This window comes from Mycobacterium sp. MS1601 (genome assembly GCF_001984215.1).
Classification (GTDB): domain Bacteria; phylum Actinomycetota; class Actinomycetes; order Mycobacteriales; family Mycobacteriaceae; genus Mycobacterium.
This window is the reverse complement of the sequence record NZ_CP019420.1, coordinates 2,969,171-2,992,696: the sequence shown is the minus strand read 5'-3', so window position 1 is coordinate 2,992,696 and position 23,526 is coordinate 2,969,171. Positions and strand designations below refer to the sequence as shown.

19 protein-coding genes are annotated in these 23,526 nt (G+C 66.8%); 10 read left to right on the top strand and 9 right to left on the bottom strand.

From position 1 onward, the window contains the following. Positions 1-3: 3 nt before the first annotated feature. Both BVC93_RS14600 and BVC93_RS14595 read right to left on the bottom strand, forming a co-directional pair. Positions 4-801 (bottom strand): acyl-CoA thioesterase, encoded by a 798-nt coding sequence (locus BVC93_RS14600; protein ID WP_083738090.1) that lies wholly within the window; start codon positions 799-801, stop codon positions 4-6. Further along, complete coding sequence (locus BVC93_RS14595) at positions 798-1,994, bottom strand: CoA transferase (protein ID WP_083738089.1); 1,197 nt, start codon at positions 1,992-1,994, stop codon at positions 798-800. Before BVC93_RS14595 ends, BVC93_RS14600 begins: the two co-directional genes overlap by 4 nt. A 95-nt stretch (positions 1,995-2,089) precedes the next feature. Here BVC93_RS14595 and BVC93_RS14590 point away from each other — a divergent pair, with 95 nt between their 5' ends. From BVC93_RS14590 to BVC93_RS14575, 4 genes are read left to right on the top strand one after another with little or no spacing between them, the layout of a single operon-like run. Continuing rightward, positions 2,090-2,602 carry a metallophosphoesterase family protein gene (locus tag BVC93_RS14590; RefSeq protein ID WP_083738088.1) on the top strand — a complete coding sequence of 171 codons (513 nt, stop codon included), beginning with the start codon at positions 2,090-2,092 and terminating at the stop codon, positions 2,600-2,602. A 26-nt stretch (positions 2,603-2,628) separates the two neighbouring features. After that, positions 2,629-3,090: a MarR family winged helix-turn-helix transcriptional regulator gene (locus BVC93_RS14585; protein ID WP_083738087.1), complete on the top strand. Its 462-nt coding sequence runs from the start codon at positions 2,629-2,631 to the stop codon at positions 3,088-3,090. Next, a complete protein-coding gene (locus BVC93_RS14580) occupies positions 3,087-3,890 on the top strand; it encodes an ATP-binding cassette domain-containing protein (RefSeq protein WP_083738086.1) in 804 nt (267 codons plus the stop codon). Before BVC93_RS14585 ends, BVC93_RS14580 begins: the two co-directional genes overlap by 4 nt. Then, positions 3,823-4,683, top strand: a complete 861-nt coding sequence (locus BVC93_RS14575; RefSeq protein WP_192860326.1) for an ABC transporter permease — start codon at positions 3,823-3,825, stop codon at positions 4,681-4,683. Before BVC93_RS14580 ends, BVC93_RS14575 begins: the two co-directional genes overlap by 68 nt. Here BVC93_RS14575 and BVC93_RS14570 read toward each other — a convergent pair. Beyond that, positions 4,663-4,953, bottom strand: a complete 291-nt coding sequence (locus BVC93_RS14570) for a hypothetical protein (protein WP_083738085.1) — start codon at positions 4,951-4,953, stop codon at positions 4,663-4,665. The two genes, BVC93_RS14575 and BVC93_RS14570, sit on opposite strands and share 21 nt — an antisense overlap. Positions 4,954-5,199: 246 nt before the next feature. Here BVC93_RS14570 and BVC93_RS14565 point away from each other — a divergent pair, with 246 nt between their 5' ends. From BVC93_RS14565 to BVC93_RS14545, 5 genes are all read left to right on the top strand, one after another. Continuing rightward, entirely contained in the window at positions 5,200-7,524 is a 2,325-nt protein-coding gene (locus BVC93_RS14565) for an amino acid permease (protein WP_442929053.1), read from the top strand. Between the two features lie 60 nt (positions 7,525-7,584). After that, positions 7,585-7,884: a helix-turn-helix transcriptional regulator gene (locus BVC93_RS14560; protein WP_083738084.1), complete on the top strand. Its 300-nt coding sequence runs from the start codon at positions 7,585-7,587 to the stop codon at positions 7,882-7,884. Further along, positions 7,868-8,407, top strand: a complete 540-nt coding sequence (locus BVC93_RS14555) for a hypothetical protein (protein ID WP_083738083.1) — start codon at positions 7,868-7,870, stop codon at positions 8,405-8,407. The genes BVC93_RS14560 and BVC93_RS14555 overlap by 17 nt, the downstream gene beginning before the upstream one ends. A 116-nt stretch (positions 8,408-8,523) precedes the next feature. Beyond that, positions 8,524-9,723, top strand: a complete 1,200-nt coding sequence (locus BVC93_RS14550; protein ID WP_083741057.1) for a low temperature requirement protein A — start codon at positions 8,524-8,526, stop codon at positions 9,721-9,723. Positions 9,724-9,919: 196 nt separating this feature from the next. Then, on the top strand, positions 9,920-10,915 hold the full coding sequence (locus BVC93_RS14545; protein WP_083738082.1) for an esterase family protein: 996 nt from the start codon (positions 9,920-9,922) through the stop codon (positions 10,913-10,915). A 122-nt stretch (positions 10,916-11,037) separates the two neighbouring features. Here BVC93_RS14545 and recD read toward each other — a convergent pair whose 3' ends face one another. The 4 genes from recD to BVC93_RS14525 all read right to left on the bottom strand — a co-directional run bounded on the left by recD (position 11,038) and on the right by BVC93_RS14525 (position 20,690). Next, positions 11,038-12,666, bottom strand: a complete 1,629-nt coding sequence (recD, locus tag BVC93_RS14540; RefSeq protein WP_236950445.1) for an exodeoxyribonuclease V subunit alpha — start codon at positions 12,664-12,666, stop codon at positions 11,038-11,040. Positions 12,667-12,770: 104 nt separating this feature from the next. Further along, positions 12,771-16,076: a UvrD-helicase domain-containing protein gene (locus BVC93_RS14535; protein ID WP_083741056.1), complete on the bottom strand. Its 3,306-nt coding sequence runs from the start codon at positions 16,074-16,076 to the stop codon at positions 12,771-12,773. Further along, positions 16,076-19,351 (bottom strand): exodeoxyribonuclease V subunit gamma, encoded by a 3,276-nt coding sequence (recC, locus tag BVC93_RS14530; RefSeq protein WP_083738081.1) that lies wholly within the window; start codon positions 19,349-19,351, stop codon positions 16,076-16,078. Before recC ends, BVC93_RS14535 begins: the two co-directional genes overlap by 1 nt. 31 nt (positions 19,352-19,382) lie before the next feature. Then, positions 19,383-20,690, bottom strand: a complete 1,308-nt coding sequence (locus BVC93_RS14525; RefSeq protein ID WP_083741054.1) for a cytochrome P450 — start codon at positions 20,688-20,690, stop codon at positions 19,383-19,385. A gap of 202 nt (positions 20,691-20,892) precedes the next feature. Between BVC93_RS14525 and BVC93_RS14520 the strand changes: the two genes are divergently transcribed. Next, complete coding sequence (locus BVC93_RS14520; protein WP_236950364.1) at positions 20,893-21,450, top strand: hypothetical protein; 558 nt, start codon at positions 20,893-20,895, stop codon at positions 21,448-21,450. Here BVC93_RS14520 and BVC93_RS14515 read toward each other — a convergent pair. Both BVC93_RS14515 and BVC93_RS14510 read right to left on the bottom strand, forming a co-directional pair. After that, on the bottom strand, positions 21,447-22,826 hold the full coding sequence (locus BVC93_RS14515) for an MFS transporter (RefSeq protein WP_083738080.1): 1,380 nt from the start codon (positions 22,824-22,826) through the stop codon (positions 21,447-21,449). The two genes, BVC93_RS14520 and BVC93_RS14515, sit on opposite strands and share 4 nt — an antisense overlap. Before the next feature lie 111 nt (positions 22,827-22,937). Continuing rightward, entirely contained in the window at positions 22,938-23,477 is a 540-nt protein-coding gene (locus tag BVC93_RS14510) for a CGNR zinc finger domain-containing protein (protein WP_157516923.1), read from the bottom strand. Positions 23,478-23,526: the final 49 nt, after the last annotated feature.

The window sequence follows — 23,526 nt, the reverse complement described above, 5'->3', positions numbered from 1 at the left end:
AACCTACTCCCGGGCCGCGACCAGCCCTTCCTGGACCGCCGTCGCGTACACGGCGCCGTCGGCGCCGACCATCTGCGCGGTCACCACACCCCGTCCGCGGGCCGCGGCCGGTGACCGCGATTCCAACAGGTTCCACGCATCGGCACGGACGGGTCGATGGAACCAGACCGAGGCGTCGGTGGTGCCGCTGCGGTGGCTGCGGTCGCTCATCGAGTGGCCGTGTACCCGCAGCACCGCGTCGATCATGTAGACATCGGTGACGAACAGCGCCAGGCAGGTGTGCAGCAGCGCATCGTCCGGCACCGGAACCGTTGTGCGCCAATACAGCCGGCGCACAAAGTCCGATCCGGTGCCCGAATCGGAGATCCTGATGTCCAGCTCGTCGAGCGGTAGTCCGGGCGCGGGTCCGGCTGGACCGGTTTCCTCCAAGCCGGCGGGGTCATCGGGGAAGGTGCACTCCCCGTGTGACGGCCCGGGAAGCGGCGCCGAGAAGGACACCGTGGCCGAGGTGATGATGCGGCCGCCCTGGCGGGCCAGCACCCGCCGCGTCATGGCGGTGCGCCCGTCGTACAGCCGCTCGATGGAGTAGTCCACCGGCGCACCGGAATCCCCGCCCCGCAGGAACTGCAGGTGCAGACTGGTGGGCCAGACGTCCGCTGTGACGGTGCGGCCCGCAGCGGCCATGGACTGGCCCAGGAACTGCCCGCCGAAGGCCCGCTTGCCCTCCGGCCCGTGACCCCTGGCCTGGAACAGATCCTCCTCCACCGCAACCAGTTCCATCAGCTCCAGCAGTGTGCTCATCGCACCACCCCGGCATCAGTCAGGCTCCGCAACTCCACTGCCGACAGCCCCAGTCGGCCCAAGACATCGACTGTGTCGTCACCGAGTGCCGGCGCGGCCACGGCTGCGGCCCGCGAACCGTTGACCGACAGCGGCAGCCCCGGTGCCAGGTACTGCCCGATACGCGGCTGATCCAGTGGGCTGAACAACGGGTTGTCCGTGACCCTCTCGTCCACCGCCGCTTCGGCAAACGTACGGTAGCGCTCCCACAGCACGGAAGTCGAGGCCAACCCGTCCGCCACCTCGGCGGCGGTGTGGTCGCCGAACCACACCGCGAACAATCCGCTCAGTGCCGCGCGGTGACGATACCGGCTGCCCTCATCGGCGAAGTCGACGCCCAGAGCATCTTGCAGGGCAGCAACGGCTTTGGTAGTTCCGGTGAGCTCGGCAAGATCGCGGAAATGTCGCGGGGTCAGCGCGACGAGCATGAACGACACGCCGTCCGATGAGGTGAAGTTCTGCCCGTACTGGCCGTAGATCGCATTGCCCAGCCGCTGGCGCTGCTCACCGTTGATCATGGGTTCGGTCAAGAAGCCCAGGTTGCCCGCGGTGGCCAGTGCGACATCTTCGAGCGGCAGACGCAGATGGGCGCCCTCGCCAGTGGACTCGCGGTGCCGCAGTGCGGTCGTGATGCCCAGCGCCGCATACAGTCCGCATGCGACGTCCCATGCGGGCAATACGTGGTTCACCGGACCGTCCTCTGTCTCCGGTCCGGTCACCATCGGAAAACCGATACCGGCGTTGACGGTGTAGTCCACCCCGGTGGTCCCGTCGAAACGCCCCGACACCTCGAGCTGGATCAGGTCGGGACGCAACTGCGCCAAAGATTCATACGAGTGCCACTGCCGCCCAACCACATTGGTGATCAGCACGCCCGCGTCGGCGATCAGGCGTCGCACCAGCTCCTGCCCGTCGGCGGAGCGGAAGTCCACGGCCACCGAACGTTTGCCCTTGTTCAGCCCGGCCCAGTAGATGCTGTGGCCGCCCTTGCTCAACGGCCAGCGCTTGTAGTCGGCAGCTCCACCCAAGGGGTCGACGCGGATCACCTCGCAGCCCAGCTGCGCCAACGTCATGCCGGCCAACGGGATGGCCACGAAGCTGGAGATCTCGATGGCCCGCACTCCGGCCAGGGGTTTCGTCGCATCGACGGTCATGACGGTAGTCAACCATTGTCCTCTTCGTCCCGGCCCGAGGTCTTGTGGCCGCGTCCCGCGCGGACGGCGTCGAGGCTCCCGCCGAGAATGAGTGAATGCACCTGCTGCTGATCGCCGACACTCACCTGCCCAAACGAGCCAAAGACCTGCCCGCGCAGGTGTGGAACGAGGTAGACACCGCGGACGTGGTGTTCCATGCCGGCGACTGGGTGAATGTGGCCCTGTTGGACGCCCTGGAGGCACGAGCACGCAGGCTGGTCGGCTGCTGGGGCAACAACGACGGCCCTGACCTGCGCGCGCGCCTTCCGGAGCGTCACGACGTGACGCTTGCCGGGGTGCAGTTCACCGTCGTCCACGAGACCGGCGGCGCGCAGGGCCGCGACGCGCGAATGGCACGCGAGTATCCGGGCACCGATGTGCTGGTGTTCGGCCACAGCCACATCCCGTGGGACACCACTGTCTCTCGGGCAGGTGCCCGGCCGCTCAGGCTGCTCAATCCCGGCTCCCCCACCGATCGGCGCAGACAGCCGTTCTGCACGTATATGACCACCACAGTCGCCGATGGCGTACTTGGCGGCGTGACACTGCACAACCTGCCGCCGAGATAGCTCTGCAGCAGAGGTATCTTGGTCGGGTGGACTCCAGTACCGATCTGACCAGCGCGCTGTTCGGTACTGTCGGGCGGTTCAAGCGCCAGGTGCGACGCTCGGCAGGCCGTTCAACAGATCGAAGCTTCGCCGCCGGCCGCACCGAATCACAGGCCGAACTGCTGCGCCTGGTCGGACGCCGACCGGGAATCTCGGTCAGCCAGGCCGCCGCTGAACTCGGTCTGGCGGCCAACACCACGTCCACCCTGGTCTCCAAGCTCGCCGCCGATGATCTGCTGGTCCGCGTACCCGACCCGACAGACCGCCGCATAGGCCGACTGCAGCTGACCGAACCGGCCCAGCAGCTTGCCGACGCCTCCCGCGCCGCCCGACACGCGGTCATGGCAGACGTTCTCGCCGAACTCGACGAGCAAGAGATCGCCTCGCTGACAGCAGGATTAGAGGTTCTGACCAAGATGACACAACTACTGGCCGAGCGTGAGCCATGACTCCCGCGATCGACTGCCGCCACCTCACTCACCGGTACGGCAAGTTCACCGCCGTCGATGATCTGACGCTGACCGCCGAACCGGGCGAGACGCTGGGACTGCTGGGCCCCAACGGCGCCGGGAAGACCACCGCGGTACGGGTACTGACCACCCTGACGCCCGTCCAGCACGGCGACGTCTCCATTTTCGGCTTGGACGCCCGCCGTGACACCATGGACATCCGCTACAACATCGGCTATGTGCCGCAGCAACTCTCGATCGAGTCGGCGCTGACGGGCCGGCAGAACGTCGAATGGTTCGCCCGTCTCTATGACGTGCCGCGTCGACGGCGCAGAGCCAGGGTGGACGATGCGCTGGCCGCGATGAACCTCCTCGACGTCGCCGATGCGCTGGCCAGCACGTACTCCGGCGGAATGGTGCGTCGTCTCGAGCTCGCCCAGGCACTGGTGAACCGGCCGTCCCTGCTGATCCTCGACGAACCCACCGTGGGCCTGGATCCCATCGCTCGCGACGGGGTGTGGAACCAGGTGCAGAAGATGCAGGACCAATTCGGCATGACCGTGCTGCTCACCACCCACTACATGGAGGAGGCCGACGCCCTGTGTGACCGGGTGGCGCTGTTGCACCACGGGAAACTGCAAGCCGTCGGCACCCCCGGTGACCTCAAGGAAACCGTCGGTCCCACAGCCACTCTGGAAGACGTGTTCCGCCATTACGCCGGCTCGGCTCTCGATGACACCTCCCCGCAGGGCCTCAAAGAGATCCGCTCCAGCCGAAGGACGGCGCGCCGTGGCAACTGAACTGGTGCTGGCACCGCGAGGGGTGCGACGGCTGCGCGGAATCGCCCTGCGGATGGGCACGTTCGCCCTCGTCGAGCTGCAGAAGCTGCGCCATGACCGCTCCGAGCTGATCACCCGGATGGTGCAGCCGGCGCTCTGGCTGCTGATCTTCGGGCAGACCTTCAGCCATCTCGACGTCATAGACACCGGCTCGGTGTCCTATCTGGCGTTCCTGGCGCCCGGCATCATCGCGCAGTCAGCGCTGTTCATCTCGATCTTCTACGGCATCCAGATCGTGTGGGAACGCGACGCCGGGGTGCTGGCCAAGCTCATGGTCACCCCCGCTCCAGCATCAGCACTGGTGGCGGGAAAGTCGTTCGCGGCGGGGGTGCGTTCGGTGGCACAGGTGATCGGCGTGCTCGTCATTGCCTACCTGATGGGTGTCGCGCTCACCACGAACCCGCTGAAGATCCTGGCCGCCATGGCCGTGGTGGTGCTGGGCGCGGTGTTCTTCTCCTGCTTGTCCATCTCGCTGGCGGGGCTGGTGCGCAACCGCGATCGGTTGATGGGGATCGGCCAGGCAATCACCATGCCGTTGTTCTTCGCCTCCAACGCGCTCTACCCGGTGGACATCATGCCGCAGTGGCTGCGGTGGCTGTCCGCGGTGAACCCGCTGAGCTACGAGGTGAATGCGTTGCGGGGGCTGCTGATCGGTACGCCGTCGAACATGGCACTGGACATCGGGGTGCTGGTGGCGGCAGCGGTCCTTGGCATCGCCGTGGCCTCGGCGTTGCTACGCCGGCTGGTGCGCTGAGAGCCCGTCGACCACGTGCCGCACCACGAATTCGACCCGCCGCTGCGGTGACCACGGCACATGGGCGGTGCCCGACATCTGCACCGTGGCGCCGGTGCCGTAGGCCAGATCGTGCGGATGGATGTGCTGCGGGCAGTTGCCGTAAGCCTGATCCACATGAACCACCAACCGCTCGGCGGGCAGGGCATGCAGCGGGTCGTTGGTTCGCGGTGCCGTCGCGATCTGCAGGACATCGCCGTGGGCGTCCAGGAATCCGGGCGGTGCCGCCAACGACTGGTCAACACCGCATAACTGCGTAGGCTCAGGAACTTCTGCGCACCGCCGGACAGGTCGGCCGGGGCCAGCATCCCCTCGAGTCGCTGCGCCTGCAGCGCCACTCCCGCCACATGCTGCGCCGCGAGCTCACCCTCGTGGAATCCCCACTTCACGCGGTGTGCAACAGCAGCGGGAGACGCCGTCTTTTCGATCGAGTCACAAACGGTCGCAGCAAATCACTGGAGGCGTCAGAATGTGGCGGTGAACGAGGCGTCCCCGGCCAAAGCGGCCCTGCCCAATTACGTCCCACCCCCGCTCCCGCCATCCATCGGGTACAGCCTCAAGCGCCTCTTCCTGGGCAAGCCTCTGGTCACCGATCAGCTCAAGGACGAGAAGCTCTCGAATCGGGTTGCCCTCGGCGTGCTTTCACCGGACGCCATCTCCTCCAGTGCGTACGGCACCGAGGTAGTGCTGGTCGAGTTGCTGCCGTATGCGGCGTTGGCGTCGTTCGCACTGTTGCTGCCCATCACCGCGGCCATCCTGTGCATCCTGGTGTTGGTGGCCGCCGCCTACTGCCAGGTGGTGATGAAGTACACCAAAGCGGGCGGTTCGTATGTGGTGGCGCGCGACAACTTCGGCCCCCGGGTGGCCCAGGTGGCCGCCGCTGCGCTGATGATCGACTACGTCGTCACCGTCGCGGTGCAGGCCGCCGCGGGCACCGTCGCCGTCGTCTCCGCCATCCGGGTACTCGGGCCGTACAGCCTCGAGATCACCGTCGGCATCGTGTTGGCGATGTGCTTTGTGAACCTGCGCGGGCTCAAGGAGGCCGGCCGGCCGTTCGCGGTCCCGACGTACTTCTTCATCGTGATGATGACGACGATGATCGTCACCGGCGTGGTGCGCCACCTGATCTGGGGGCTGCCGAAGTACGACCCGACGACCATCGTCGGCGCCGTCCCGGTAGAGCACGCCGACGGCATGATCATGGGTGCGACAGTGCTGGTGCTGCTGCGGGCCTTCGCCAATGGCGGTGCCTCGCTCACCGGCGTCGAGGCGATCTCGAACACCGTCGGAGCCTTTCACGAACCCGCGGGCCGCAACGCCCGCAAGGTCATCATCGTGATGGCGTCGGTGCTGTTCTTCCTGTTGGCAGGTGTGGCGTTTCTGGCGTGGGCCACCTACGCCACCCCATACACGGCCGGTTATCCATCGGTGCTCTCGGAGATCGCCCGCGCCGTCTTCGGTCACGGCGCGGTGGGCCACATCTTGTACGGGTTGGTCCAGATTTCCACGGCGCTCATCTTGTTCACCGGAGCCAACACCAGCTTCAACGGTTTCCCGGCACTGGCCAACTACGTCTCCGAAGACCGGTTCCTGCCACGCCAGTTGGCCAAGCGTGGCCACCGACTGGTGTTCTCCAACGGCATCATCCTGCTGACCGTGCTGTCGGTGGCGCTGCTGATCGGCACCGGCGGATCGGTGAGCGCCCTGGTGCCGTTCTACGCCATCGGCGTGTTCACCGGCTTCGCCATGGCCGGCTTCGGTATGGCCAAGCATCATCACGCGCACCGCGAAGGCTCCTGGCGCCACAAGTTCGCCATCTGCTTGTCAGCCGGTGTGGTGTCGACAATCGTGGTGCTGATCTTCGCGATCGCCAAGTTCACCGAGGGCGCGTGGCTGGTGGTGGTGATCTTCCCGATCCTGGTGTTCATCCTGATGCGTCTGAACCGCGAATACCGCGCCGAGGCAGCAATTCTGGAGTCCGTCCGCGGCAGGAGCCCGATGCAGGACTACGAACGGTTACGAGTCTTCGTATTGGTGGCGTCGCTGGATCTGGCGTCGTTGGAGGCGCTGCGCTACGGTCGCGGGCTGGAGGCCGACGAGTTCACCGCCGTGCACTTCAACATCGACGAGGCACACACTGAGCTGCTGCTCAAGAAGTGGGTGTACTTCGGCATGCAGACCCCGCTGCGCATCATCGAGTGCCCCGATCGCCGATTGATCAGGGCCGCACAGGAACTCGTCACCGCAGCAGCCAACGAGCAGCCGGGAACCATGGTGACGATGTTGCTGCCGCGACGTAGTTACGCACCGCTGATCGGGTTCTTCCTGCACGACCGCACGGCAGACCGGATCGCGCGGGCGGTCAGCCGACTACCTTTCGCGGTGGCCACCATCGTGCCCTACGACGTGAGGTCCAAGATCCGCCAGACGTTCCCCGACCGTTTCGAGGAACGCATCACCCGGGAACTGGAGAAGGTGCAGTCTCGGGTCGAGGGCAAGCCCGAAGCCGAGCGGCCTGCCACCACCCCTCAGGTGATCACCGTCGACAATCTGGTCAGCGGCCTGCAGGCCACCGTCGAGGGCGAGGTGCTGCGCATCGAGGAGAAGGTGCGCGACGGCGAACCCCTGCGGATTCTTGTGCTCGGTGACGACAGCGGCGAGCTCAACGTGCTGTTCAACCTGGGCCGCGGTGACGATCTCGCAGTGGGACAACAGCTTCGGCTGACGGGCAAGGCCCGCCAGTCCGGCACGCGGGCGATCTTCCTCGAGGATCCTGCGGTGACGGTGCTGGAGCGCGACTGACCCCCACCTCCGAATAGTCCAGGATTGACAAATCGTTGGGTTTTCCCAACACTTGTTTGTGTGAGTCCGGTGAAGCGGGGAAATGCTCTCCCCATCCACAACCGAATCCGCGTGCTGCGCGCCGAGCGTGGCATGAGCCGGGCCGACCTGGCGGACCTCATCGAGGTCAATCCGCAGACCGTCGGCGCGCTGGAACGAGGCGATCACTACCCCAGCCTGGACCTGGCGTTCCGCATCTGCGACGTGTTCGACCTGCCTGTCGAGGCGGTCTTCTCACGCACCGCGTTCACACCGCTGTCCGCCGAGGTATACCGACGCACCCCCGCCAGAGGAGGCGAATCCGATGACCGAACTGCTTGACCGCTACCAGACCTACCGCACCGCACGATTCCTCAAACATGAACGCACATGGGCGAATTCGCTGCCCGGTTGGCGAACCCGCAGCCGAAGGCGACTGCTGGTCGGCGCATTGGCGGCGACGCTCGCGTTCATGGCCGTGGTGAGTGTCATGTGCGCCTTCGGCGTGCAGTGGGCTCCGCTGCTGTGGTTGCCGGCCTGCCTGGCATTCTTGCCGCTGTGGATTGCTCTGCAGATCGTCTCAGGACGACGAGGCGACGCCCCTGAGGGAGTCCTCGACGAGTTCGAGATCGCCCAGCGCAACAGCGCCCGCTCCATCGGGCTGACCATCACCCAGAATTTGGTGTTGCTGGTGGCCTTCTACCTGATCTTCGGTTCGGTGATCACCGGAGGCGCCGATCAGAACATGGCGTACGCAGGTGGATTGATGGCGCTGACGGCACTACTGGCCGGTGGCTGCTCACCGGCGATGATCCTGGGCTGGAGCAGGCCCGATCCCGAACCGGAGGACGTGGGAAGCGCCTGATTCCCGTACCGGACTCCTCCACCGTTTGACGAGGCGGCCCCGGCGATCCGGGCGCGATTGACAGCGTCACCTGGCACCATGACCCGGTGATCACACCTGCTCATCGTCTGAAAGTGATGTCCGGGCGCGACCCGCACGAGGCGCACCGCGTGGCCACTCCGCTGGAGTTGTTGTTCGACCTGACGTTCGTCATCGCCTTCGGGGTGTCGGCGTCGGAGCTGGCACACATGCTGGCGGAGAACCACGTCGGCACCGGGCTGATCGGTTTCGCCTTCTCCACGTTCGCCATCAGCTGGGCGTGGATCAACTTCAGCTGGTTCGCCTCTGCCTACGACACCGACGACTGGGCGTACCGGCTGACCACCATGCTGCAGATGGTGGGCGTTGTTGTTCTGGCACTGGGCATTCCGCCGGTGTTCTCCTCCATCTACGAGGGAAGCCACGTCGACAACCGCGTCATGGTGGCCGGCTATGTGGTGATGCGGGTGGCGATGATCCTGCAATGGCTGCGCGCGGCCCGGCAAGACCCGACCCGTCGCCGGGCATGCTTGACCTACGCCATCTCGATCACCGTCGCGCAGGTGGGCTGGATCGCGGTCATCATCCTCAATACCTCAGTGCCCGTGACGTTCCTGTTGGTGGGTCTGATGACACTTGTGGAGATGTCGGGACCGTGGCTGGCCGAGAAGCGGATGGGCGGCACCCCCTGGCACCCGCACCACATCGCCGAGCGGTACGGCCTGCTGGTGATCATCGCCTTGGGTGAGGGCGTCATCGGCACGGTCGCATCGCTGACCGCCGTGGTGCACGAGCAGGGGTGGACCTTCGACGCGGTGTCGGTGACCATCGCCGGCATCGGGCTGACCTTCGGCATGTGGTGGGTGTACTTCGTCATCCCCACCGCGGATCTGCTGCACGCCAACCGCGAGCGCTCGTTCCCGTGGGGCTATTCGCACATCCTCGTGTTCGGTTCCATCGTCGCCACCGGCGCCGGACTACACGCCGCGGCGTACTACCTGGAGCACCATTCGACGCTGGATTCGATGTCGACGGTGTTGTCGGTGGCCATTCCGGTGGGCGTTTATCTGCTCTTGATCTGCGCGCTGTACATCCTGCTGGTAGGCAGGTTCCACCTCTTCCATGCGGCATTGCTGGCACTGACCGCGGTGGTGTTGGGGGCAGCGGTGGCAATGGCCGCCGCGGGCGTGGATATGGCCATCTGCCTGCTTGTTGTCACCCTGGCCCCGGCCGTGACGGTGCTCGGTTACGAACTGGTGGGCCACCGGCGCGCCACCGCGGCACTCGCGCACCACTGAGGCCTTGACCGGGGCCGACGCGCCCGGTGCCGGTAACAACCGGGTGACGATTGGGCCTCCGGGCAGACACCCAATCGTTGTCCAACCGCGACAGCCGAAACGGGTTTCCCGGGCGGTGCGACCGGAAACCACATGATTCACTTTCGTCACACGAGTAACAAGCTTGTAAGTCACTGAGTCATGGAGGAGCCCAGTCGTGAAGTTCGTAGAGAAGTTGCGCGGGACGGCAAAGCGGCTGGCGGTCGCAGGCGTCGCAGCCGCCGCGCTGCCCGGCCTGATCGGGTTCGCCGGTGGGTCGGCGACCGCCGGGGCCTTCTCCCGGCCAGGTCTTCCCGTCGAGTACCTCATGGTGCCGTCCCCGTCGATGGGACGCGACATCAAGATCCAATTCCAACCGGGCGGCAACAAGGCCGTCTACCTGCTCGACGGCCTGCGTGCCCAGGACGACTTCAACGGCTGGGACATCAACACCCCCGCGTTCGAGTGGTTCGAGAACTCGGGTCTGTCGGCGATCATGCCGGTGGGCGGGCAGTCCAGCTTCTACGCCGACTGGTACCAGCCGTCGCAGGGCAACGGCCAGAACTACACCTACAAGTGGGAGACGTTCCTGACTCAGGAGCTGCCCACTTGGCTGGAGGCCAACCGTGGCATCTCGCGGACCGGTAATGCGGCCGTCGGTCTGTCGATGGCGGGTTCCGCCTCGCTGACGCTGGCCATCTGGCATCCGCAGCAGTTCATCTACGCCGCCTCGCTGTCGGGCTTCCTGAACCCGTCCGAGGGTTGGTGGCCGACGCTGATCGGGATGGCGATGAACGATGCCGGCGGCTTCAACGCCAACAGCATGTGGGGTCCGTCCTCGGATCCGGCGTGGAAGCGCAATGACCCGATGGTCAACATCGAGCGCCTGGTGGCCAACAACACCCGCATCTGGATCTACTGCGGCACCGGTAGCCCGTCGGACCTGGATGCCGCGGGCAACATCGGCAACCTGATGGCCGCGCAGTTCCTGGAGGGCTTCACCTTGCGCACCAACCTGGCCTTCCGCGACAAGTACATCGGCTCGGGCGGCCGCAACGGTGTCTTCAACTTCCCGTCCAACGGCACCCACAGCTGGGGCTACTGGGGCCAGCAGTTGCAGCAGATGATTCCGGACATGCAGAAGGTGCTCAACGCGCCGCAGCCTGCCGCCTGATCTGACCGCACGACAAGCGGCCCCTGCATAGGCAGGGGCCGCTTTCGTGTTCCGTGTCTCGACACGTAAACGGTTGCGCCGTTGGGCGGCGTGTCGTCGCAACTGTTTACGTGTCGAGCAGCTCAGTCAGCCAGGCGCTGACGCAAACCCGTCGCCCGCACCACGCGACGGTCCAGCGCCGCCCGCACCCCGGCCTCGGTGCCCACCACCCGTACCCGCATCTTGGCGCGGGTGATGGCGGTGTAGAACAACTCTCGGGTCAGCAGCCGCGAGTCCTCCGGCGGCAACAGCACCGTCACCTCGTCAGCCTGACTGCCCTGACTCTTGTGAATGGTCATGGCGTGCATGGTCTCGACATCGGCGAGTCGGCTGGTCGAGAAGTCCGCCATGCCGGCAGCACCGCCGATCACCACCCGCAGGTGATCGCCGTCGCGCACCGTCACACCGGTGTCACCGTTGTACAGCCGCAGCCCGTAGTCGTTCTCGGTGACCAGCACCGGTCGCCCGGCATACCAATCAGCCCAGCGACCCTCGCCGGTTTCCTCGGACAGCCAGCGCTCGATCTGCCGGTTCCAGTGCCGCACGCCGTGCGGGCCGTCGCGGTGTGCACACAGCAACCGGTGAGAATCCAAGGCCGACAGCGCCGCTTGCGACTCTCCCCGCAGTGCGGCGGCCCGCACATCCAGAGCGTGTCCCACCAGGACGTCACGCAGCTGCGTGGACGGCTCCTCGAGGTACTCGATGTGCTCATTGCCGGAGCGCAGCACGGACAGCACCTCGTCACCGTCTCCGCGTCGCACCGCGTCGGCCAGGGCACCGATGGACTCGCCGAACCGGTGCGACGTGTGCAACGCGGCAACCTGCAGGTCGCCGCGCGCACCGAGCCCGTCCACCAGGTCGGCCAGCACCGCCCCGGCCTCCACCGAGGCCAGTTGGTCGGGATCGCCGACGAGGATCAACCGTGTTGCCGGACGGATGGATTCGAGCAGCCGGGCCATCATGGTCAGCGGTACCATCGACGTCTCGTCGACGACGATGACGTCGTACGGCAGCCGGTTGGACCGGTTGTGCTCGAATCTGCCGGAGTTCTTCCGCGAGCGTCCCAGCAGCCGGTGCAGGGTGACGGCGTGCAGACCGGACAGTCGTGCCCGGTCCTGGGGTTCGAGGTGGTCGATCTGCGTCTGGACCGCCTGCTGCAACCTGGCCGACGCCTTGCCGGTAGGGGCGGCCAGCGCGATCCGCGGCCTGGTTCGCCCGGTCAATTCGGCTTGCTCGGCCAGCAGGGCCAACAGGCCGGCCACCGTGGTGGTCTTGCCGGTGCCCGGACCGCCGGTGAGCACAGTCGTCCACTGCGACAGCGCAATCTGCGCAGCGGCCCGCTGTTCGGGGAACTTCTGCGCCGGGAACACCCGGTCCAGTCCGGCCGTCAGCGCCGCTGCATCCACCGGCACCTTCTGGCCGCGGGTGGCCAGCAGATCGGCACACACCTGCTCTTCCTCACGGAAGTAGCGGTCCAGGTACAGCAGGTGGTCGCCGAACAGTCGCAGTACCGGCGGGGTGCCCAGCAGCGGGCTGGCCCGCACCGCGCTCAGCCACGCCGAGATCTCCGGCCACGGCACATCGACCTCGGTGTCCGCCGCGACAGTGGACAGATCCACACACACCGACCCGTAACGCAACCCGCGGACCGCCAAAGCGGCTGCCAGCGCCACGGTCTCATCTGTCTCACCGGCCAGTTGCGTCAGCCGCATCGCCACGTGGACATCCGCGGCTTCGAGCACACCGGCGTTGTTGAACTCGTGCAGCAGTCCCCGGGCGCCGTTGACGCGCCGCCAGTCGTAGATGTCCTCGACGGTCACTGAGTCACCCCGTCCAGCAGATCCGAGATGGCGATCACCAGCGCCGCGGGAGGCAGCCAGCTGAACACCCCCGCGGGGTGCCCGTCGTAGGCCGGAGTGTCAGCGCCGCACATCCCGCGCAGGAACAGGTACAAAACGCCGCCCAGATGCCGCTCGGGCTGGTACCCGGGTTGGCGCCACCGCAGGAATCGGTGCAGCACAACACAGTACAGCAGCGCCTGCAGCGGGTAGTCGGAGTGCACCATCGCAGCGGCCAGCTGGTCAGGGGCGTAGTCGGCGGCGGTCAGCGGCCGGCTCGCATCGCCCAGGCGGTTGGTCTTGTAGTCCACCACCAGGTAGCGAACGTCGTCGCCGTCACGGATCCGCAGCACCGCGTCGATGGAGCCGCTGAGATACCCGCGCAGCGACTGCCCGCCGAGCAACGGCCCGGCGAGCCGCTCGGCGTACACCGCCATCGGATCCCCCGTGGGTAGATGGCGCCGCACCAGCACACCGACGTCAGCAAGAGTCGGCTCCACACCACAACCGACGTCGCCGCCGGCCAGCGGCATCTCGAACTCCATCTCGCACAGTCGATCTGACAGAGGCACATCACGCAGGGTGGCTCCGGGCGCCAGGGGACCCAGCGGCGTCGCGTGGACCGCAACCAGCGCGTCGGCCACCTCCTGCGCCGTCGCCTCCACACCCCACCACGACGAGTGCCGGTCCACCTCGGCAGCCAGTTCGGCCGCCAGGTCCTCGGCGTCCGGGTTCGCGGTCTCCAGGACCGCGTGCACCAGGGATCCGAAGGCCGTCCCGCCGGGGAGCGCGTCCATGGGGGAGATGACGCCGGCTCCCACCGCCGCGGCCGGTGTCACCGGAACCTCCTCCACCTCATCGTCTTTGGCAGCAACTTCCGGTTCGCTTCCGACACCTCCAGGCTCGGTCCAGGCCGCCCGGATGAGTCCCGAGTACGACGTGCGCCTCCAACCGGTGTCGATGGCCCGGTGAAAATGCCGCACCGCGAGATCGGTGCGGCACTCGGCGACCGGGACCGCCGGTGCCACGCCGATCACCGATTCCTCCACCACCGGGCCGCCCAGTTCCGACCAGGCGCCGAAGCAGGCCAAGGCCTCGGTATCGGAGATGCCGCGCCCGCAGATGTCGGGCACCTCGGCATCACCCTTGCCGCGACCACGTAGTAGTCGTGAAAGGCCGGCGTTCACCTCGTCTTTGGTGGGCGCCCACCAGGTGATCACCTGCGACTGCGCCCGGGTGAGCGCAACGTAGGCCAGGCGCAGCCGCTCCTGGGTGTCCTCGGCGCGGGCAGCGTCGGCGGCATCACCGAAGTCGCGGGCCGTCTCCCCGCCGATGAACGTGCAGCGGCGGCCGTGCTCGTCGTGGTAGGTAACCACATCATCGGTACCGACGTAGCGGTTGAAATGAAACGGCAGGTAGACGATCGGGAACTGCAGTCCCTTGCTGGCCCACACCGTCATGATCTGTACGCCGGCGGCATCGCTGTCCAGGCGCCGGTTACGTTCGGCAATACGGGCTTTCGACCCTCCGTCGGTGCACTGCTCCCGTAGCCAGTCCCGCAACGCGGGTATACCGAGCCTGCGCTGGTGCGCTACGTCGAGTAGCAGTTCGCCGACATGCGCCAGGTCGGTCATCAGCCGCTGACCGCCGCGACGGCCCAACACCCGTCGGCTCAGCCCGGCGACGTTCGCGGCTTCGAACACCGCGGCGATACCCCGTTCGCGGGCATGGTCGGTCCACTGCCGGATGGTCGCGGCCACTCGGTCGGTGAGCGACTCACCTTGTTGGGCAAGGTCTTCGACTGTATATCCGAAGAACGATGTGGCGGCCGCGGCGCGCACCAGCGAGCTGCGGTGGGTCTGGTCGAAGGCGTTGAGCAGCGTCAACCATTCGGCAGCAGCCTCCGAGGCGAAGATGTTGGAGTCACCGGTGTACACCGCCGCCACACCCACGTCCGCCAGCGCGCTCTGGCAGCGGCGGGCGTCGGCATGGCTCTCCACGATCACCGCCAGGTCACCAGCACGCAGCGGTCGGCCGTCGAAGGTGGCCCCGGAGGTCAGCGTGGCGGCGATATCGGCGGCCATGTCGGCGGTGACGTGGTTGCGCACCTCTTCGATGGGGATGTTCTGGGTGCGTGAATACCCCAGCGTGTCACGGGAGACCACGCGTAACCGCCACGGTGCATTGTGCGGTGCGCCGGCCAGTCGGTGCCCGACGTGCGCGGCGTCGACATCGTGCACGACGATCTCCGGGTCACCAAGCGCAGCGCCGCGCAGCACCGCCTGCAACCGCTCCACCAGCGCGCTGTCGCTGCGCCAGTTGGTGGCAAGGGTGAATTTCTTTCCGGCAGTGCGTGACGCCTCGAGATAGGCATCGATGTCACCACCGCGGAACGCGTAGATGGACTGTTTGGGGTCACCGATCAGGACCAGGGTGGCGTGACCGCGGAAGGCACGGTCCACCACCTGCCACTGCACCGGGTCGGTGTCCTGGAACTCGTCGATCATCACGATGCGCCAGCGTCGCCGCATCCGCTGCCGGGCCGGCGAATCGTCCGGCTCCAGTGCGTCGGCGAGCCGGGACAGCAGGTCGTCGAAGTGCAGGATACCGAGCCGACGTTTGCGAACCTCCAACTCAGTCAGCACATCCCGGGCGAACTCGACCCGGGCATGTGCCAGCGATCCCGGGTCGGCTTCAACCGGGCGCAGTTCGGTGCCGGCCTTCTCGACCACCGACCTGGCCAGTTTCAGGGCCGCCTCGTGGTCGAAGGGAGGAATGTCGGCCTGTCCTCCGAAACGCCGCAGGTACACGTCGTCGACGATCTCGCGGACCAGCTCACCGAGGTCCTCCACCAGAGACACTCCGGCGTCGCTGTCACCGGCCACCCCGAGAGAGGTCAGTACCAGTCGGCAGAACTCGTGGGTGGTGGCGATGGTGGCGGAGTCGAACTCCGCCAGCGCATTCCGCAGCCGAGCCTGGCGGAGCACCAACTCTTCGGGGCTACCGGTCAGCAGGTGGGCAATCAGGTCCGTGCGGTGCACGTGCGCCCCGTCGAACGCGGCGACCACGGCCACGATCTGCTCACGCACGCGCTCTCGCAGTTCCGCGGTGGCCGCGCGACTGAAGGTGATCAGCAGCATGTCGTCGAGGGTGGCGTCGGTCTCGGCCAGGTAGCGGGTGACCAAGCCGGCCAGCACAAAAGTCTTGCCGGTGCCTGCGCTGGCTTCCAGCACGGTCGTCGACTCCGGTTGCGGCAGCGGACCCAGCAGGTCGAAAGGTTCGATCATCGCCGCCTCCGCTCGGCAGCAAGCAACGGCGACCACAGCCGGACAGCGAACGCCCCCAGCCGGGTGTCCTCACCGTCGACCTCCTCACCCGGACGTGGCGGGACCGTCAGCGCCGCGAACGGCGCCGGCGGTCCACCCCACACCCGGATGTGCGCGACGTCGTCCTGGTCGCCTCCGTATTTGTTCCGCCAGGTGCGCTGCGCGGCAGGCCACGGGTCACGGTGGCGGAACCGGTTCTCGGCCCATGTGTAGGACGTGCGGACCGGCAGCGGCAACGGCTCGGTGAGACCCTGGTCATACAGGGCCACAAGGTCTTTCAGCGCAGTTTGCGGCCCCTCGGCGGGCACGCCGAGGATCCGGGTCGACACACCCTCGCCGGCCCGGCCGGTGCAGACCGCAGTCCAGTCGTGCGCCGGCTCGGCCATGGCCAGTGCCAGGATGCGCACCCATGGTTCCAGCAGGTGTCTGCCGTCCAGTCGCGAGAAGGTGGTGGCCACCACGGTGGTGCCGTACACGGGTGTGACGGTGCCGGTGAGCCTGCGGCCGTCGCCGAGGTCGACGTCGATGTCCACGGCTTGTGGTGTCAGCTCACGATAGGGGGCATCGGCCCGCGCCAGCATCTCGGCCTGGTCGCGGATGCCCTTGGCCAGTCGCCAGCCGAGCTGACCGGGAGGCAGTGTGCCGCGGCGCCATTCGGAGTGCAGCACCCACTGCTGGTCTTTCCCGGCGCGCAGGTCGCTCAGCATCTGCTCGCCAACCTGCCAGCGCTGCAGCCCGTCGAGTTCGATGGGCATGGCATCCTCGATGCTGTCCTCGTCGCGGGGCAACGCCATGTCGAGGGTGCGGAAGAAGCCGCGAACCGGGTTCTTCACGAACGAGATCAAATCTGCCAAGGCGATGTCCCCGGTGCCCCGTGGCAACAGCGGCCCGTCCGGGAACGGCCGAGATTCGGTCAGTGCACCCGATGCCGCCGTTGCGGCGGTGAGCACGGTCGGGTCGAAGGTGAACGGGGTGGGGACTCCGAGTGCGCCCGGGGTGACGTTGCGGATGTCGAAGGGCTGCAACGGATGTGTCACCAGGATGCGGTCCCGCACAGGTGCGCTCGTGGTCTGGTCCAGGGCGTCGAGCACCTCGGCCAGCGGCACCGCGGGTGGGCGGCGGTGCCCGCTGATCTCGTCGGCGCCGGTGTAGGTGACCACCAGCCTCTCGGTGGCCGACATCACCGCGTCGAGCAGCAGTTGCCGGTCTTCTGACCGGATGTCGCGTTCGCCGGTCATCGGCCGGCGCGCCAGCGCGTCGTCGCCGTCCACCAGGTCGATGCGGGGAAACACCCCGTCGTCGAGCCCGACCAGGCACACCACCCGGTGCGGGATGGAGCGCATGGGCACCATGGTGCACACCGTCAGAGTCCCGGTGCGGAAGTTTGCCCTGGTGGGTCGACCCGCAAGCTGGCGGTGCAGTAGTGCACGAACATCGTTGAGCTGCAGAGGGATATCGGCATGACTGGCGGCGCGGTCCAGGATGTCGGCGAACTCGCGCTGCAGCTGCCCGCTCTGCCAGCTGTCGTCGCCGTCGGCGCGGGTGAGCAGCCCCACCCCATCGCGCAAGGTGTCCACCCACTCCCGCAGCGGCCGCGTCCCGGCCAGCCCGTCGATCACCGTCGTCAATCGGTCCACGAATTCGGCCAGCCTGCCCGCCAATTCGACCTTGTTGGAGCCCACGTCGTCCAGCGGCAGGGTGGTGGACAGCCACGCCTGGGCGTCGTCGGACATCGCCACCCCGGCCAGCACCCGGTCGATGCCGAACCGCCAGGTGTTCTGCACGTAGGCGTCCAGACCGAAGCGTGCGCGGTGGGCTTTGTCGATCCCCCAGCGGATCCCGGAGTCTCGCACCCACGCGGTCACCGATTCCAGGTCGTCGTCGGTGAACCCGAACCGGGCCCGCACCGGAGCGGCTTCGGCCAGGTTCAGCACGTCGGAGGCGCTGGCCCGGGCATCGGCCAGCGTCAGAACCTGGTCGGCCACTCCCAGCAACGGATTGGTCTGCACCAGAGCACGATCGGCGAGCCGCACCCGCAACCGGTGTGCCGGATGCAGGTCGCCGGCCACCTCACCGAGGCCGAAGCCCGCGACGATCAGCGGCGCAAACGTCTCGATATCCGGACACATCACCAGGATGTCGCGGGGTTCCAGCGTCGGGTCGTCGGCGAGCAGCCCCAGCAGCACCTCTCGCAGCACGTCGACCTGGCGTGCGGCGCCGTGGCAGCTGTGCACCTGGACCGAGTGGTCGTTGTCGGCCAGGGTGCGGCCCCTCGGGGCGACGGCGTTGGCGGCGATGTCCGACTGCAGCCAGCCGAGCAGGGTCTCGGGCCGGTCCACTCCGGGACAGTGCTGATCGGTGGTCGCGTCGGGCAGGCTGCGGCGCAGTTCACGCAGGTCGCGGCCCAAGGTGGCCAGCAGCGGATGCCTTGCGTCACGATGACTTTCGTCGACAGCACGCGGCACCGACCCGCGGGAACCGGAGAACGCGGCCCACAGGGCGTCACTGGCGTGCGGCAGCCACAGGTGTAGGTCGTGGTGGGTGGCCAGCGCCTCCAGCAGTTCCAGGTCGGTGGTCGACAACCGGGTGTGCCCGAACAGCGACAGCCGTTCCGGGAGGCGGGCGGGGGCGTCATACAGGCGGGTCAAGGCGTCGACGTGTCGGTGCACCGGCGTGGGTACGGGCATCTGCGCACACAGTGCCCGCCACAGTTCGGGCTGCCAACTGAGGTCGCTGTCGACGGTGCCGGCTCCGCGGTTCCATTCGGCCAGCATCTGGGGCCGCTGGGCGGCGTAGGACGCGAACAGTGATGCCAGCCTGCGGGCGGTGGCATAACGGCGGCCCTGGCGTAGCGCTGCTTCGTCGCCGCTGTCGAAGTGTCCGAGGTGAGTGGCCAGCGGTCGACACCACGGCTGGTCGAGATTGGCGTCGATGACATCGAGCAGCGGCCACACCAGTGCGTCCGGGGCCCAGGGGTCCTCGTCGGCGGTATCGGTGATCTCCGCAATCAGGGACCGAGGCGAGCGGAACGCCACCCCGGCGCACACCCCGTCGGAGCGTTCTCCACGGCCCAGCACGTGGGCCAGACGCTGGCTGAGCCACCGCTCGACACCGCGTGCGGGCACCAGCACCAGTTCCTCGGCGAACGGGTCGGGCAGCGGCGTACTCAGCAGTTCACCGAGGCCGTCGGCCAGCAGGTCGGTGCGTTCAGCGCGGTGAAGGTGCAGTGCCATCGTCGGCAAAACTACCGACCGCGCCTCCCGACTAGGTAACCGGAGTCCATGCCACGGGTAGTCGTTTGATCCCGTGGATGAAGGCCGATTTGAGGATCGCCGGTTCCTCGACGGCGGCGATGTCCGGCACCCGCGTGCGCAGCTCGTCGAACGCCACCCGCAGTTCTCGGCGCGCCAGGTTCGCGCCCAGGCAGAAGTGCACTCCGCCACCGCCGAAGCCCAGTTGAGGGTTGGGATCGCGGGTCACGTCGAACATCCACGGATTGACGAACTTTCGTTCGTCACGGTTGGCGGAGTTGTACCACATGGACACCTTGTCGCCGGCCTTCATGGCGACGCCGCCCAGTTCGATGTCGCGGGTGAGATTGCGGCGCATGAAGATCACCGGCGAGGCCCAGCGGACGATCTCCTCGACTGCGGTGGGGGCCACGGCGTCGAAGTCGTTCCACCAGATCTCACGTTGTTCGGGGTAACGCGACAGCGCCACCATGCCATGGCTCATCGCGTTGCGAGTGGTCTCGTTGCCGGCCGCCGACAGCAGGATGAAGAACGAGGCGATCTCCTCCGAATGCAGGCTTTCGCCGTCGACCTCGGCGTGCACCAGGTTGGACGTCAGATCCTCGGTGGGCTGCGCCCGCCGCGACTCCGCCAGCTCGATCCCGTACATCGCAAGATTGGTGCCCGCTGCCACCACTTCCTCGAAATCGTGCGCCACTTCGGGATCACCGGCACCCAGCAGGACGGTGGTCCACTGGAAGATCTTGGGCTCGTCCTCCTCGGGAATGCCCATCATGTCGCAGATGATCTGCAGCGGCAGCGGCCCCGCCATGGCCGTCACGAAGTCGGCCTGCCCGTCCGGATGCTCGGCGATCAAGGTGTCCACCAGCCGTCGCGCCCGGTCACGGACGCTTTGTTCGATGCGGGTGAGCACCTTCGGGGTGAAGGCACGGTTGACGATGCAGCGCAGGCGTTGATGGCGGGGGTCGTCGAGGTTGATCATCGAGCCGAGGAACTCGGCGAGCTCGACGGCGGTGTCGTTGAGCGCGGTGGAGGTGGGCACCGAGCTGAAGATGTCGGGGTGCCTGCTGGCGTGGTGGACGTGCTCGTACGACGCCAGCGCCCAGTGTCCGGGGCCGGTGGGGAAACCCGGGACCTCGGGCACCTCGTGGAAGGTGATCGGAGCCTCGCGGCGCAGGGTCGCGAACGCGCCGTCGCGGATATCGTCGTCCATGGCCCAGAAGTCGAGTTGGTCCAGGCGGACCTCCGACAGCGGCACGTATGGCGGCGGCGTTCCGTTCTCGCGGTGGGCCAAACCGGTCGGTCCGATGGTTGCAGTCATGGCGACCCCCTTCACCACGAGTGTGACATTGGTCACTATGGCGGGTCTAGAGTAGTTCGCTACCTCAACTTCTGTCACACGCGTAACAGCAGCCAGCGGATAGTTTTCTCGTGAATTACCGGCGTGTCGTTCAGAAATTTCACAAAAACGGAGGTAAAGGGGTTCGCGAGACAGGGGCGAAAACGTCTGCGACTCTCTTTGCGTGACGCCACGCCTACGCCGCCAGGAGCGCTCCGTCGTTGCGGTCGCTGTCACCGTGATGGTGGCGGCGGCGACGGTTGTCGGCGTCAGTTCACTACACCGCGCCCGCGTCGCGTTCGACGAGGAACACGCCCGGTCCTTCGCCGTCGGCGACTGCGTGGTGGTGCCGTCCGATGAGCCCAATCACGTTCAGGCGAGGAAGGCTTCGTGCATCGAGGACCCGAGCTACGTCGTCGGCGCCACCGTCGCCGCCGGCGATGAGTGCCCGACGCCGGAATACCAGCGCTTCGATCGTGACGTGGCCGACGAGGCCACCGCCGGGTTGTGCCTGGTGCCCAATCTGTTGGCCGAACACTGCTACCTGATGCAGCTTCCGTTCGGTGCCCTGCAACTTGCCGATTGCGCGACGGCAGAACCCAATCCGGCCGGTGGTGTGCTGGTGCAGGTGAACCAGCGCTACGAAGTGCACGACAGGCAGATGTGCCCGGACGTCGGCAACCAGTTCGTCTGGCCCTACCCGTCGCCCGAGCGCACCTACTGCACCGAGACCATCTTCTAGGCCGATATCTCTTCCAACACCGTCTGCCGCGTCTCCGGCAACGCGAAGACAGCGATCAGCGAGCCGATGACGAACAACACTGCACTGCAGGTGAATACGACAGCAGTGCCGTTGCTGGCGATCACCATCGGCACCACGACGGGCCCGAATATCGACCCCAGCCGGCCCGCCGCGGTGGAACTGCCCATCCCGATGGCGCGGGCACGGGTGGGGAACAGCTCCGGGGTGTAGGCAAAGATCGACGAGAACATCCCGAAGAAGAAAAACTGCAGGAACGACCCCGCGATGATCAGTTCGGTGACACCGGAGGCGTTTCCGTAGGCGAAGGCGGCGACGGCCGAGCTCAGCGTAAAGCCCACCAGGCACGTTTTCCGGCCCACCACTTCGATCAAGTATGCGGCCGTGAGGAATCCCGGAATGCCCCACAGCGCCATCACCACGATATACCCGACTGATTTCACCATGTCGAAACCGCTGTCGGCCAACAGCTTGCCCAACCACGTCGTCAGACCGTAGTAGCCGCCCAGCAGGCAGAACCACATGGCCCAGCTGGCAATGGTACGGCGGCGGTATGCAGAAGTGAAAAGCGCACGCAATCCCGCCTTTTCACCGTTTTCTGCGACCTGGACAACCACGGGCTCTGGCAGCGACTTGCCATGGGCCTGTTCGGTGCGACGTTCGAGGGTGTCGAGCACCGCCGCGGCGTCGTCGTGCCGTCCGCGCGAGACCAGCCAGCGCGGCGACTCCGGCAGATTGCGCCGCACGATCAACGCGACGATGGCCAACACCGACTGCATGACGAAAAAGCCGCGCCAGCCCAGGGTGGTGGTGAGCAGGACAAACGACAGCACGCCGGCCAGGATGAAGCCCACCGGCCAGGTGCCCTCCATCAGCGCGACGTAGCGCCCGCGTTTGGCCGACGGCACGAACTCGGAGAGAAGTGCTGCGGCAACGGGAAATTCAGCGCCCATACCGATGCCGAGCAGGAAGCGGAAGGATGCCAGGCTGGCGAAATCCCAGGAGCACGCCAACAACAGGCTCGCGGTGCCCCACACGATGATGCTGTATTTGAAGACCGCCAACCGGCCGAAGCGGTCGGCCAGCAGCCCGGCCCCCACCGCGCCGATGAACATGCCCGCGAAGGTGGCGCTGCCCACCAGTCCTGCTTGTGCCGCGCTGAGCCCGAACTCACGACTGATCGGCGCCAGCAGGAATGTCAACGCACCGAGGTCGATCGAATCGAACAACCATGCGGTCGCGATGACCAGGAACAGGCCGCGTTGATAGCGCGTCCACGGCAGGCGTTCCAGGCGGGCGGAGACCTCCGCGGTGGTGAGCCGTTGGGAGTGAACTGCCGTGGGCAGGGTGGGATCCATGGGGTGACCTTCCGTGTTCAGTAACGTCACCACTTCAACTGGTGACGGGAAGATCATCAGGACGCACAGCGTCACCTGTCAAGCAGGTGACGTTTCGGGGAAGTAAAGCTTCTAAGCCCGCTCGCGCTTACGTGCGCGGTAAGCCGCGGCCTTGACTCTGTTGCCGCACTCGTCCATGCCACACCAGGTGCGTCGCATGCCGCGTGACCGGTCCAGATAGATGCGGGTACAGGTGGGACGACCACACTCCTTCATGGGCGCATCGACATCGGCGAGTACAACGGCCGCAGAGCGGGCCACCTCCGCCAACGCTGCCCGCGCTCCCCCGGCGCGCGTCACGCCGTCGCTGGTCAGCTCTATACCGAAGCCTGGCTGCACGGCCCAGCGGTTTACAGATACCAGGTCATCGGCATCAAAGGGAGATCCCGACACTCGCGCGGCGGCCAGTCGGTAGATAGCCTCGCGCAGCATCAACGCGGCGCCGAATACCTCCGAATCCACCCGGATACCTGCCGGCATCTCTCCGGTTTCGGCGAACCAACGGGCCAGCGCATCGGCGTCGGGCAGCAGTTCTTCGGGCTCGGTGCGGCGCCATTTCCTAGTGCCCGCGAGATCCAGCCCGAGGTTTCCGCTCACGAAGACGAACTCCACATCACCATCTTGACCGGTGACGCTCGATCAGGCAAACTTCGTCACCGGT

Excerpts from the sequence above, each read along its gene's own strand:
- BVC93_RS14600 (WP_083738090.1), bottom strand. The coding sequence starts at position 801 with ATGAGCACACTGCTGGAGCTGATGGAACTGGTTGCGGTGGAGGAGGAT.
- BVC93_RS14595 (WP_083738089.1), bottom strand. The coding sequence starts at position 1,994 with ATGACCGTCGATGCGACGAAACCCCTGGCCGGAGTGCGGGCCATCGAG.
- BVC93_RS14590 (WP_083738088.1), top strand. The coding sequence starts at position 2,090 with ATGCACCTGCTGCTGATCGCCGACACTCACCTGCCCAAACGAGCCAAA.
- BVC93_RS14580 (WP_083738086.1), top strand. The coding sequence starts at position 3,087 with ATGACTCCCGCGATCGACTGCCGCCACCTCACTCACCGGTACGGCAAG.
- BVC93_RS14575 (WP_192860326.1), top strand. The coding sequence starts at position 3,823 with ATGACACCTCCCCGCAGGGCCTCAAAGAGATCCGCTCCAGCCGAAGGA.
- BVC93_RS14555 (WP_083738083.1), top strand. The coding sequence starts at position 7,868 with ATGACCGAACTGCTTGACCGCTACCAGACCTACCGCACCGCACGATTC.
- BVC93_RS14550 (WP_083741057.1), top strand. The coding sequence starts at position 8,524 with ATGTCCGGGCGCGACCCGCACGAGGCGCACCGCGTGGCCACTCCGCTG.
- recD (WP_236950445.1), bottom strand. The coding sequence starts at position 12,666 with ATGCGGCTGACGCAACTGGCCGGTGAGACAGATGAGACCGTGGCGCTG.
- recC (WP_083738081.1), bottom strand. The coding sequence starts at position 19,351 with ATGGCACTGCACCTTCACCGCGCTGAACGCACCGACCTGCTGGCCGAC.
- BVC93_RS14525 (WP_083741054.1), bottom strand. The coding sequence starts at position 20,690 with ATGACTGCAACCATCGGACCGACCGGTTTGGCCCACCGCGAGAACGGA.
- BVC93_RS14515 (WP_083738080.1), bottom strand. The coding sequence starts at position 22,826 with ATGGATCCCACCCTGCCCACGGCAGTTCACTCCCAACGGCTCACCACC.